The sequence below is a fragment of the Spirochaetota bacterium genome (genome assembly GCA_040756435.1).
GTDB lineage: Bacteria > Spirochaetota > UBA4802 > UBA4802 > UB4802 > UBA4802.
The window spans coordinates 1-13,698 of the sequence record JBFLZD010000074.1; the positions used below are offsets into that span (position 1 = coordinate 1).

The 13,698-nt window shown below is 37.7% G+C and carries 5 protein-coding genes; 4 read left to right on the top strand and 1 reads right to left on the bottom strand.

What is annotated here, in order from left to right:
• Nucleotides 1-829, bottom strand: an 829-nt coding sequence (locus tag AB1444_14935) for a hypothetical protein (GenBank protein MEW6527949.1), incomplete at its 3' end; no start/stop codon positions are given.
• 249 nt (nt 830-1,078) lie between these two features.
• Here AB1444_14935 and ligA point away from each other — a divergent pair.
• The 4 genes from ligA to AB1444_14955 all read left to right on the top strand — a co-directional run bounded on the left by ligA (nt 1,079) and on the right by AB1444_14955 (nt 13,520).
• The gene (ligA, locus tag AB1444_14940) at nt 1,079-3,070 is read left to right on the top strand and encodes an NAD-dependent DNA ligase LigA (protein MEW6527950.1); all 1,992 of its coding nucleotides are present in this window, start codon (nt 1,079-1,081) and stop codon (nt 3,068-3,070) included.
• Nucleotides 3,070-4,662, top strand: a complete 1,593-nt coding sequence (gene lnt, locus AB1444_14945; GenBank protein MEW6527951.1) for an apolipoprotein N-acyltransferase — start codon at nt 3,070-3,072, stop codon at nt 4,660-4,662. Before ligA ends, lnt begins: the two co-directional genes overlap by 1 nt.
• A complete protein-coding gene (locus AB1444_14950; GenBank protein ID MEW6527952.1) occupies nt 4,662-6,341 on the top strand; it encodes a metallophosphoesterase in 1,680 nt (559 codons plus the stop codon). Before lnt ends, AB1444_14950 begins: the two co-directional genes overlap by 1 nt.
• A gap of 468 nt (nt 6,342-6,809) precedes the next feature.
• Nucleotides 6,810-13,520 carry a PAS domain S-box protein gene (locus AB1444_14955; protein MEW6527953.1) on the top strand — a complete coding sequence of 2,237 codons (6,711 nt, stop codon included), beginning with the start codon at nt 6,810-6,812 and terminating at the stop codon, nt 13,518-13,520.
• The last annotated feature ends 178 nt before the right edge of the window (nt 13,521-13,698 follow it).

A 13,698-nucleotide genomic window follows, 5' to 3' on the forward strand; every position in this document is an offset into this window, starting at 1 on the left:
GTGGGCATAGTCGTATATGCGGTAGAAATGATGAGTTATTTGCAATACTGTAAAAAGCCATATTAAAGTTATCAATTTTTTTATGATGGAAAAACTGCAATGTTTTACGTATATATGTAATCACTGAATCAAGTTTTCCTGTTAATGTAGGTAATGGTGTAAATTCATGGAGTATGCCAAGTATGTCAAACTGACCCCTTGGAGCAAACGCTACTAGCCAGGTACTATCGCCCATAACTTCTATAAGCCGTTCATTCAGGCTTTTTTCAGTGTTAAGGTAATCCATAAAAAGATTGGGATTTTTTTCCAGGTTTGACAGTATATCAACATAATAACGTGATGGTGTACAAGAGGCAATGATCTGGAAGTGCGGATGAACAAGTGAACTGCCGGCAACCGGCATATAATTCCAATTTATTGATTGGTATGGGAACCTTTCAGGGTCAATATTGGACAAAAAGAGCAGTGCGCATTCTAAGGCTTCCTGCAACATCTGATGGGTAAAACCATTAACGGGTACGTAGTGCTGGCTTGTTATGGTTACCACTGCATTGTTTTCATCATAGGGAAAAGCATTGGGAAAACATCGGGCATTGCCATAGGTGTATTGCTCCTGTAGTGGTGGGATAAATTTTGGGGTCAGAGCATCTACAAGTCTAGGGCAAAAAGGGCAGGTTTTTTGTGATTCTTCAATCATTGTAGAGCGATCAGCAGTAGAAAATTCTTTTAAGGACAAACCTAAAACCCGTGTACTCTGACCTGTTAATGGGCAATATCGTATTTCATTAACTCGCTGTGCTTCTTTAAACTGCTGAAATGGGTCTTTCAATGTTATTGTTTTGATTTCTTTTTTTTAGTTGCATACTTTTCCCCCATTGATTAATACATAATCGTAATAATAATTTGCTTTTAAAACGTATGATTTATTTTACAATACTTTTTTTGTCTTATGGTAAACTATCACGTAAGGCGTAGCAAACGATATTTCTCTATTGAAGATAAGTACAAATAGTGAATTAGAAAATACATTGGCAATGGTGTCATCCTGAATTGCGTTTATTTAAAAGGAGTGCTAAAAATGGAAAAAGTAAAAAAGCGTTATGATGAGCTTGTTGCATTGATAAAAAAATATAACTATTACTATTACACGCTTGATAAACCTCTGGTTGATGATGCCACCTATGATGACGTAATGAAGGAACTTTTATCCATTGAGGAGCAATATCCTGATATTGTGCGTGAAGATTCGCCATCAAAAACCGTTGGTGCTGTTATTCAGACATCATTCAATGAAGTGCGCCATGATCCGCCAATGCTGAGCTTAAACAATGCCATGGATGAAGCTGATATAAATGATTTTCACCAGCGTTGTGGCAAATTGCTGGGAACTTTTGATATTGTGTATTGTGCTGAATTGAAATATGATGGGCTTGCTGTTGAGCTTGTGTATGAAAATGGAATATACGTACAGGGTTCAACACGGGGTGATGGTGAAGTTGGTGAAGATGTATCAGAAAATATTGCAACCATAAAAAAAGTGCCTGCACGCTTAAAAGGACATTTTCCTGGATATATCAGTGTTCGTGGTGAGGTTATCATGCGCCATGGTGAGTTTGAGCGCCTGAATGAGCTGCGCAGACAAAATGGTGAGCCTGAGTTTGCCAATCCCCGTAATGCGGCAGCGGGGTCGCTGAGGCAGCTTGATCCTGCTGTAACAGCGCAACGTGAGCTTGACATTGTACTGTATGGCATTGGGAAAATGGAACCCGCAGGAGGCGTAAAAACACAAAGCCAGTTGTATGAGTTGTTTCATGAGTTGGGACTACCTGCACCGCATTATTACACAGTTGGTTTGCTACAGGATGTCAAAGCCTTTTATACGCACTGGATGGAAAACAGGTACACACTTGATTTTGATATTGATGGTGTTGTGGTAAAGGTAAACAGCATTGATGTGCGTGATACAATGGGTAGTACTTCAAAAGCGCCACGCTGGGCTATTGCATGGAAGTTCCCCGCACGAGAAGCAATTACGGTGCTAAAATCAGTTGATTATCAGGTTGGGCGTACAGGCCTTATTACACCGGTTGCAAATTTGGAGCCCATTAATATTGGTGGAGTGATAGTCAAGCGTGCTACGCTTCATAACTTTCAGGAAGTGAAGCGACTGGACATAAAGATTGGCGATGTGGTTAAAGTAATACGGGCTGGTGATGTTATCCCAAAAGTGGTTGAAGTGTTACAGGATAAACGTCATGATGTTAAGGCGATAGTACCTCCTGAGCGATGCCCTGCCTGCAATTCAGTACTTCAGCATGAAGATATTTATATACGCTGTATCAATCCATCGTGCCCCGCTAAAGAGTATGAAACGCTGTGTTTTTTTGTTTCAAAGGATGGGATGGACATTGAATATGTTGGTCCTGAGTTGCTCAAACGTTTGTATGAACAGAAGAAGATAAAAACGATTGCTGATATCTATGTACTTACGCGTGATGACCTTTTACAGGTTGAACGGATGGGCGATAAAATCGTAGATAAAATTATAGATTCCATCAATCAGCGTAGAGTAGTGAGCCTGTCACATTTTTTACGGGCACTGGGTATTCGTAATGTTGGTGACCATATAGCAAAGGTTATTGCCCGCCATGTACGCTCGCTGGACAAATTACAGGAACTATCGCCGCAGGAACTTATGAGGATACCTGAAGTGGGACCAGGTGTTGCACAGTCAGTGTATGATTTTTTTCATGATGAAGAGTCGTTGAAGATCATTAAAAAGATGCAGAGCAATGGAGTTGTTGTAAAAGAAGAAGTAGTGGAAGAAGCTTCTGAAAATCCATTTAAAGGTAAAACGGTTGTATTTACAGGAACGCTAAAAAGCATGTCAAGACAGGAGGCAGAAAGCTTGATTGAATCATTGGGAGGAAAGGCATCAGGTTCAGTAAGTAAAAAAACTGATTTTGTTGTTGCAGGCACCGAAGCTGGATCCAAACTGGAAAAGGCTCAAACGCTCAATGTGCGCATACTATCAGAAGAAGAATTTTTAAAGATGGCGGGAAGGGAATAATGAAGATTGAATTGCTTCGTAAACTCTCAGGGCATTACTATGTGCTTAGCGTACCTTTGTTCTATGTATCGTTTTTAACACCTTTAAACTTAATTGCACCACTTTTGTCAGTGTTTGCCTGGGTGTGCCTTGTTCCTCTGTTTGTGTACATACACAATAAACCACTGAAAGAAGTTTACATAACATCATTCATTACAGCCCTTTTGGGATTTGGTGCTGTTTACTATTGGATGGGTGATTTTGGGCAGGCTTTGCCGTATGGCAAGGTTGTGATCGTAGCCCTTATTGTTCCATGCATATCGGTCTTTTTTGCTACTAAGATTTTGCTTGCCGAGTATCTGTCGCGAATTTTTCCACGTCTTACTATGGTACTATATCCATCAGTGTGGATTGCATTTGACTGGGTACAGACCATTGGTAGCATGGCGTTCCCCTGGAATTTTTTAGGTTATACGCAATATCCGTTTGTTAACTTCATTCAAATAGCCTCGATAACTGGAATCTTTGGTATTACATGCATTATTGTGTTTGCCAATATCAGTATTGCTCAATTAATACAGGCAAAGCTTTTCAACAGTAACTATCGCCCTGCATTACTTGCGTGCAGTATTGTGTGTGTTGTTGTAGCGGTATCAACGGTTTATGGTTTCATCAGACTGAAGCAGCATCATCAGTATGCAAATTCACACCTGCGTATTGCTATGGTGCAGTCGTGTTTTTCACCATGGGAAAACTGGACAAAAAACAAATATGTTTATCTGGATATTCTAAAAACTTTAACACAGCAGGCTATGCAGCATGATCCTGATATTGTCGTATGGTCGGAATCCGCAACGCTTGAAAATATTTCATATAGCTATTTCAATGGCAATCTAAATCATTTTGAAGAAGAAGTGCTGGCACTTGCTGCAGCAAACCGTGTGCCCCTATTAACGGGTGAAATTGGCATTATTGAAGATGTGGTAAAAAGGCGGTATTATCCACAAAATAGCATGGTGCTTATCAACTCGGCAGGGCAGGTTGTTGACACGTATGCCAAGATACATCTGGTACCATTTGGTGAGTGGTTTCCGTACGGGGAACTGTTCCCGTTTGTGAATGACATCATTGATGCATTTGGTGGTTCAAACTTTATACCTGGTGATAGCCCGCGTATTTTTACCATTGGTTCATTCAGATGTGCCCCGCTTATATGCTATGAAAATATTTTTCACCGGTTGTGCAGGGATTATGCAAATGCAGGCATTGACTTTTATGTAAACATCACTAACCTCTTGTGGACGGAAAATCCCATTGGTCCCATGCAGCACTTTTATTTTTCCGTTTTCAGGGCAATTGAAAATGGCATATGGTTTGTCAGCGCGGGCAATTCAGGTTTTACCGCACTTATTGATCCGTATGGGCGTATTACTACTTCAGTGCCGCTGATGCAAAAAACATACTGTGTGGGGGATATGGATTTGAGTATGAATACAAGCACAGTGTATCGTATGTGTGGTGATGGTATCCTGTATGTGGCATGGGCTTTTATACTTGTGTTATGTGCGATAGTAACTGGCAATAAGCTTTTTGTAAATAAAAGGAAACGCTGATGCGCATAATCTATTGCACCGATGTCCACGGCGCGTTTGAACGTGTACGAGAGCTCTTGTATGAAACAATAGCTGATGTGTATGTTATCTCGGGTGATTTGATAGACATCCCGTTTTACAATATGGATAGTGCAATTCGCTACCATGAGTTGCAGATGTATTTTGACAATATGCGTAAGCAGATGGGCCGTGATGATGTCACCGTGGAAGATTTTGTTGATGAGCTTATGGAGATGCCGCATATCACCGAAGAGACAGCAGAATTGGGTGCAAAATATCAGCAGTATACCATCCGTGCTCGCAGAGTGATGCAGCAAAAGTATAAGGTTTTAGCAAATATTTTTAGCTTCAAACCTCAGGCATATATTTTTGCACTGCCTGGCAATTATGATATGGATTTAAAATACACATCACTACATGACAGGGACCTGCACCTGCACTGGCATCAGGTAGATGATCAGATCATTGCCGGTTATGGTGGTGCTGATGTGTTCACAGCAGGGATTCCGCAAAAATATGTTGTTCCCTATAAAGCTGGTATTGGTATTGATGATAGAAAAAACGAGATGTACAATTTTTTTAAAGCAGTTCGTCCAACAATCATAGTGACACATCAGCCTGCCCACGGAGTGCTTGACTGGCTGCCACCTGTTGGTCCAACAGGTTCACCGGCACTTAGAACCTATTGCGATAATAATCCTGTTATTTTGTGTTTAACTGGCCACATTCACGGTTCATGGGGCATGAAAGAGGTTGAACATACACTGTATTTAAATCCCTCGCCCTTTGGGGATATTACTACTGTGCACCATGATGTGTTAGAAGGTGGTTTTTTCTACCAGATAGAACTTAATGGGAAAACTGTAGAACACATACTGTATAGAAAATTGTATAACGAGCGCGTATATGATTTAGCAGAGTACAGAAAACAAAACGGTGAGTGGATAGAAACGGTCATTGATGAAGGGAGGTATACTGCAAAGAAGAAATTAATGAATGTGGATATGAATATTCAGCAGTATTCACATATTCCTGAAATTGAATTATTTAAAGAAATAAAAAATTTTTTCCGAATGTTCCAGACTGAGGAATCAGAATTACGTGTAGAAAAAATGGAGGAGATAGTTAAGCGTATTGAACCGGTGATTGAAGACATTGCAATGGATGTACTTGGATCGGTAAATGTTGGATTATCACAGCCAAGTTCTGATATTGATATGGTACTGTATTTGCGGTGTGGTTTGCAATGTCCTGATAATCCTCTATCGTGTAGTTGCTGTAAGGATGCAGCAGAAATGATACGAAATGCATTGCAGGATGAATATAAATTTGAAGTGCTTGATTGTATTGATTTGAACGAAGTTGAAAAAAATATTAAAGAAAAAAACTACGAATCCGAAACTTTGCAGCGGTTTGTAGCATATCGCTCAATCTGCAGGCCCATAAATTATCGTGTTATTGCACCACTGGAAGATATGCTTAATCAGGACATAGAATTTAGAAAAGAGGTTGAAGGCAGCATACGCTCATATTTTAAGATTTTTGTTACCACATCACAGCATGTTCGTTCGTTCAAAAAATATGAAAATAGATTAAAAACAATTGGTATAAGGCTTCCTGACTCAATCCGAAGAAAGATTTTACAGTATTTGCAAAGTGAAGAAGACGATATACTGTAAATTAATTATGGCTCTTTTTCAGTAATAATTACTTAAAAAATTTCATAATGAATATAGTGTACACTATTTTATATTTTGTTTAAATATCCACATTTAGGAATAATTAATGACTTTATTTTATATTTGTAACATTTAAAACTTTTATGAATGTGTCTATGAATACATTCATTTTTAATATATTCTTCCACATCAGGTAAACAGCTATAACAAACTATAAAGGGAATAATTTCACCACTAAGCACATTTTGTAAACGTTTGATCATAGTATCAAAACTCTCCACATCCTTCTTTCCCGGTTGTGCTTTACTTTCACCAATGATGTAAACCTGATTTCCAATTTTAGTACCTTTAAAAAAATAGTATACATTGCAGTGTAATTTTATATCAATAAATTTTAGTTGTATTTTCCAACGTTATCGATTATTGTTATAAGTGGAAAGGCAACTGACTGATACATGAGGTCATATAATGAATGGCAAAAAAAAAGTAAAAAAAAGCCCCAGCAAAAAAATCCCACCTTCCAGGAATACTAATAATACAGATCCATTATCGCTGTTACAGGATAAGGATATATTGAGTATCATAGCTAATTTTAGTGCTGATGCTATCACTATATTTGATATGAATTTTAATATTGTATATGTAAATCCGGCTTTTGTTACCTTACGAGGTTACCCTCTGGCTGAAGTAAAAAAACAAAAGCTTGAACAAATTTTAACACCCAATTCATTACAAAAGGCACTTGAGGTATATAAGGAAGAATTAAAAGAAGAAAAAAGTAAAAAAGTAGACCTCAAAAGAAGCAGAATCCTGGAACTGGAACTTTACAAAAAAGATGGAACAACAATATGGCTGGAAACTCAGGTTTCGTTTATTCGCGATGCCAAAAATAAGCCAGTAGGGATACTGGTCATATCCAGGGATATTACCAAAAAGAAAACAATTGAAGATCAGTTAGCTATTTTCAAAAATCTGGTTGAAAATTCTTCCTACGCCGTAGGCATGTCAACACCTGAGGGGAAACACTATTATCAGAATAAAGCATTTAGTGATCTATTTGGTGATATTGGCAGTAATCCGCCCAGGACGTTATATGTTGATCATAAAGTTGGGGAAGAAGTGTTTAAAACAATTATGGCTGGTGGTTCATGGAATGGTCAGGTAAAAATGTATGATAAAAATAAAAACGTTATAGATGTTATTTTACGAGCTAATGCCATTAAGGATAAAAATGGAAAAATAATAGGACTTGTTGGTATTCATGAAGATATTACCACACTAAAATTAATGGAAAAGATTTTAAAAGAAAATGAGGAAAAATTTAGGGCTATCTTTGAGTCAACTACTGATGCTGTGTTTATTATGAAAGATGATATATGTATTGATTGTAATTCTGCGACACTTCGTATGTTTAACTGTTCACGTAAAGATATTATTGGCAAATCAGCACATCAGTTTCATCCCAGGGTACAGCCAGATGGAAAAAAGTCAAAACCATTGGCAATGCAATATATCCAAAAAGCAAAAAGAGGTTTCCCGCAACAGTTTGAATGGCAACATATAAAATTAGATGGCACACCTTTTTATACTGAAGTAAGTTTAAATAAGCTGGTCATTAGTAAAGAAGTTTTTTTGCTGGCAATAGTACGGGATATTACACACCGGAAAGAAATAGAGAACCGATTAAAGAAAAGTGAACAGTGGTACCGGGCATTATTTGATACTTCACCCGATGTCATTGTGATTTATGATTTTGAAGGGAATATATTTGCTGCAAATCATGCTGCCAGGGAAATGTATGGCGTTGGTACAACCGGTGAATTGATGTCTGACGTTACCAATATTCTGGATTTACTGGACGATGAGGATAAGCATAAAGCAATTGCAAATATGCGTAATACTCTTAAAACAGGGTATGCTGTAGGCAATATTTATACAATCAGAAACAAGAGTGGCCAAAAATTAACCGTTGAAGTCCATTCATCAGTACTTCCTGATAGTGAAGGCAAACCTCAGGCATTTATAAGTATTATCAGGGATATTACCGGACGTATTCAGGCAGAGAAAGAATTAAAGGAAAGTGAGTCAAAATACCGTACCTTGTTTAATTCAGCAAATGATGCAATCTTTATAATGGATAAAGAAATATTTATTGATTGTAATTACAAAACGCTGGAAATGTTTGGCTGCACACAGGAGCAGATTATAGGCACACCACCCTATCAATTTTCCCCGGAATTTCAGCCTGATGGGAGAAAATCAAAGGAAAAAGCGCTGGAAAAGATAAATGCAGCACTGCAGGGCAACCCACAATTTTTTGAATGGCAGCATTGTAGATATGACCGCACCCCTTTTGATGCTGAAGTGAGCCTGAATGCATTTGAATTAGGTGGGAAACAATATATTCAGGCAATAGTTCGTGATATAACCCAACGTAAAAAAGCTGAAAATATGCTCCGCAGAAGTGAAGAACAGTACCGAATGCTGGTGGAAACCGCAAAAGAAGGTATATGGAAAATTGAAAATAATGTTACTACCTATGTCAATAAAGCAATGGCAGATATGCTGGGATATACCCAGGAAGAAATGTTAGGAAGGCCAATCTGGGATTTTATGTTTGAGGAAGATATACCGGAGCTTAAAGAAAGGTTAAAGAAGAGAGCACAGGGCATTGATGAGGTATATGAAGGAAGACGGAAAAAGAAAGATGGCAGCCAATTATGGGCGATAGTAGCTGCCAAGACAATCTTTGATGATAATGGCAATTACATTGGATCATTTGCTCTATATACTGATATCACTGAAAGAAAAAAAGCCGAAGCTGAAATAGTAGATAAACAAAAACAATTGGAAGATATTATTGCCTATACTCCAGATCCAACTCTGGTAATAAATAAAAATGGCATTGTGATAGCCTGCAATAAAGCAATGGAAGAATTATTAGGTGTCAGGGCAATTGATTTGATTGGTAAAGGAAATTATGAATATGCATTGCCATTGTATGGGGTGCGCAGGCCAATTTTAATAGATTTAGCTTTGCATTATGATAGCGAAATAGCAAAAAAATATACCTATGTTAAAAAAGAAAAGGATGTGCTGATTGCAGAAACTACTATAGACAATTTCCGTGGTAGGAAAGTTTACCTGTGGGGTAAAGCCGCTCCTCTTTATGATAAGGATGGTAATATTATAGGAGCTATCGAAACAATCCGTGATATAACAGAGCAGAAATTGAATGAACTGGCACTCAAAGAAAGTGAGCAAAAGTTTAGAGAAATATTCAATTCAACAAATGAAGCTATTTTTATCCATGATCCTCATTTGGGAACTATAAAAGATGTAAAAGATATTAACCAGGCGATGCTAACATTATATGGATTTAACTCCAAAGAGGAAGTTTTAAACGGCAATGTGAGTGATTTAAGTGCAAATCTTCCGCCATATACTGAAGAAGAAGCAATGCATAAAATTCAAAAAACAATGGAAATAGGTTCTCAGACATTTGAATGGCTTGCAAAAAAGAAAAATGGTGAACTTTTCTGGACAGAAATTAGTTTAAAGAAAGCAGAGATTGGAGGTGAGGACAGGGTTATTGCAGTTGTAAGGGATATAACAGAAAGAAAAAAATCAGAAGAAAAATTGGCTGATTATAGTAAAAAATTAAATACTATTATTGAGGCTGTAAATATTGGTACATGGGAATGGAACGTAGATACGGGAGAGCTAGTGCTTAATGATAACTGGGCAACTATGTTAGGGTATACTTTACAGGAACTATCGCCACTATCATTAAAAACCTGGGAAGCATTGACTCATCCTGATGATTTGAAAAAAGCCTATTATGTTTTGGAACAACATTTTATGGGGAAGTTGCCTTATTATGAATGCGAAATTAGAATGAAACACAAAAATGGCAATTGGATATGGATTCTTGATAAAGGCAAAGTAGTGAGATGGAATGATAATGGCAAGCCCCTTATGATGTATGGTATCCATACTGATATTACAAAGTTAAAAGAAGCCGAACTGGAATTGCGCCAATCAAAAGAATTTATTGACCATGTCCTTGATACTATACCGGTGCGAGTGTTCTGGAAAGATAGAGAATTGCGGTATTTAGGATGTAATAGACAATTTGCTGTGGATGCTGGATTCAGTGATCCGGCGCAACTTATTGGCAAAACGGATTATGAAATGGGTTGGAGACAGCAAGCAGAATTATATCGAAAAGATGATAAAGAAGTAATAGAAACAGGTACCCCAAAGATAGGTTATGAAGAACCGCAAACAACACCTGAAGGGGAAACTATATGGTTGCGAACAAGCAAAGTACCTCTGCGTAATCAAAATGGTGAAGTTATTGGTGTGCTGGGTACATATGAGGACATAACTTCATCAAAACAAGCACAACAAAAATTAAGGGAAAGCGAAGAACGATATCGTAATTTAGCCGAATCCACTCAGGATTTGATTGCGCTGCACGATATGGATGGCAATATACAATATGTAAATCAGGCTGTTATAAATATTTCAGGATATACGCAGGAAGAAATAATTGGCAATAGCATATTGATGTTTGTGCCCCGCAAGTACCGGCGATCAATCTATGAACGTCATGCAAAACGCTTAGCAGGTCAACTGGGTGTTGAGCAATATGAAACCGAGTTTATTAATAAATTTGGCACGTTGATTCCAGTACAGGTTACGTCAACACCTATTGTCAAAGATGGCAGGATTATATCAATTATGATCGTTGCTCATGATTTAACTCAGCGAAGGATTGCCGAAGAAATGCTAGTAAAAAATAAGGAACGATTGGAAGCGGCAATATCAATATTGCAATATGATGCCAAAGATGCTCATAAACTTTTTGAGTATGTGCTGGAAAAAGCTTTGCAGCTTACCGGTAGTAAAATTGGATTTATATTAAATTATGATGCTAATGAAAAAAAATTTATACTCAATGCCTGGTCAAAAGAAGTAATGCATGAATGCACGATGATTGAAAAACCTGAGGTGTATTATTTAGATACAGCAGGGATATGGGCTGAAACGGTGCGAAAAGCACGGCCCATAATAATAAATAATTATAAAGATGATAATCCGCTTAAAAAAGGATATCCTGAAGGTCATGTGGATATTAACAGGTTTTTAAGCATTCCAGTGTTCAAGAATAAGGAAATAGTTGCTACAGTAGGTGTAGCAAACAAAGAAACAGATTATACTGAAATGGATGTGTTGCAATTAACATTGTTAATGGATGCTTCATGGAAGTCATATGAACGCATGCAGGTAGCACATGATCTGGCTGAAAGCGAAGCAAAGTTCAGGACGCTTGCAGATTCAAGTCCTATGGCTATTATGATGTATCAGGATGATAAATTTGTATATGTGAATAAAGCTGCTGAGCAAATTTCAGGCTATATGTTTGAGGAAGTAGCTCATTTGAATTTCTGGTTTCTTGTACATCCTGAAGATAAAGAAATGCTTATTAATAAAGCAAAACAGCGCCAGCAAGGCAGCCAGGGATTAGATAGTTATGAATTCAGGATTATCAGTAAAAATGGGCAGGTGAAATGGGTTTATGTTACCAGTGCAACAGTACAATATAGAGGCAGACCTGCTGGTCTTGTTTCAATACTTGACATAACGGATCGTAAAAAAGCAGAAGCAGATCTGTTTGAAGAAAAAGAAAAATTGCGCATTACTCTGCAAAGTATTGGTGATGGTGTCATTGCCACGGATATTGATGGAAGGGTTGTAATCATTAACGAAGCAGCACAAAAGCTTACAGGATATTCTCAGTCAGAAGCTGAAGGTAAGCACCTTTCAGACATTTTTGCCATTGTTCATGAACTATCTGGCAAACCATTAGAAAATCCGGTAAACAAAGTATTATCTACCGGCCATGTATATGAACTGTCAAATCATACAGTACTAGTGGCAAAAGATGGCACACAACGTGTAATTGCTGACAGTGCTGCACCTATTAAGGATAAAGCAGGTACTATAATAGGTGTTGTGCTGGTATTCAGGGATATGACTGAAAAATTACAGTTGATTGAACAAATTCAGAGAGCACAGAAATTAGAATCCGTTGGCCTTCTTGCAGCTGGGATTGCACATGATTTTAATAATATACTTGAAGGTGTGTTTGGGTACATTGGGCTTGCTAATGCATACGTGAAAGATCCAAATATATCTGATTTACTGACACAGGCACTTAAATCAATCCAGCGTGCAAAAGGATTAACAGGACAGTTATTGACATTTTCCAAAGGCGGTCAGCCTGTTAAGAAGGTTCAATCTATTATCCCGCTTTTAAATGATACAGTACAGTTTGCAATAAGTGGCTCTAATGTGAATGCGCAGTTTCACATTGATGATAATCTTGATAATGCTGAATTTGATTATAATCAGATTTCGCAGGTAATTCAAAATATGGTCATCAATTCAGTGCAGGCAATGCCAATGGGAGGAACTATTACAATATGCGCTGGCAATATATCATTTGCTGAAGGCGAGCATCCATTATTGCAGGGTGATTATATCAGGGTAATTATCGCCGATCAAGGGGTTGGTATTCCTAAAGAGGTGCTGCCAAAAATTTTTGATCCTTTTTTTACTACCAAAAGTTTGGGGCAGGGATTAGGTCTTGCTACAAGCTATTCAATTATTGCTCGCCATCAGGGTACCATTGAAGTTGAATCAGAACCTGGTAAAGGTACAACCTTTTATATTTATATTCCTGCAACAAAAAAAGAACCAGAAGAACAACAGAAGGTTGAAGAAAGGAAAGTATTAAAGGGTGGCAGAGTTCTGGTGATGGATGATGAACCAATGATGCGCGATATTATGGTAAGATTTCTGGAGCATTTAGGTTTTAATGCTGTAGTTGTGGATGATGGCAGGGATGCAATAGATTTGTATATCAAAGAAAAGGAGTCAGGGGCACCTTTCAATGCATTAATATTTGATATGACTGTTAAAGGCGGGTTGGGTGGCAAAGAAGCTATAGAAGAGATTAGAAAGATGGATAAAGATATTCTGGCATTTGTCATGAGTGGTTATCATGCTGATCCTGTGCTTGCAAACCCACAGAATTATGGCTTTAACGGTGGATTGTGTAAGCCGTTTACGTTAGAAGAATTAGAGGTAATGTTAGCTAAGTATTTTTAAAAAAAATCACTAATTATTCCTGAATGTGGAAAATTGAATAAAATATAAAATAGGGGGTGTCCCAAAAGACACCTCTTTTTTTTAAAAAAATTAATTTACAAGCAATTAATGCGACATAAAATTGTCGCATGAAAAAACAACGAAAACCAACAATACCAGTATTTAAGGAATACCATCA

Excerpts from the sequence above, each read along its gene's own strand:
- lnt (MEW6527951.1), top strand. The coding sequence starts at position 3,070 with ATGAAGATTGAATTGCTTCGTAAACTCTCAGGGCATTACTATGTGCTT.
- AB1444_14955 (MEW6527953.1), top strand. The coding sequence starts at position 6,810 with ATGAATGGCAAAAAAAAAGTAAAAAAAAGCCCCAGCAAAAAAATCCCA.
- ligA (MEW6527950.1), top strand. The coding sequence starts at position 1,079 with ATGGAAAAAGTAAAAAAGCGTTATGATGAGCTTGTTGCATTGATAAAA.
- AB1444_14950 (MEW6527952.1), top strand. The coding sequence starts at position 4,662 with ATGCGCATAATCTATTGCACCGATGTCCACGGCGCGTTTGAACGTGTA.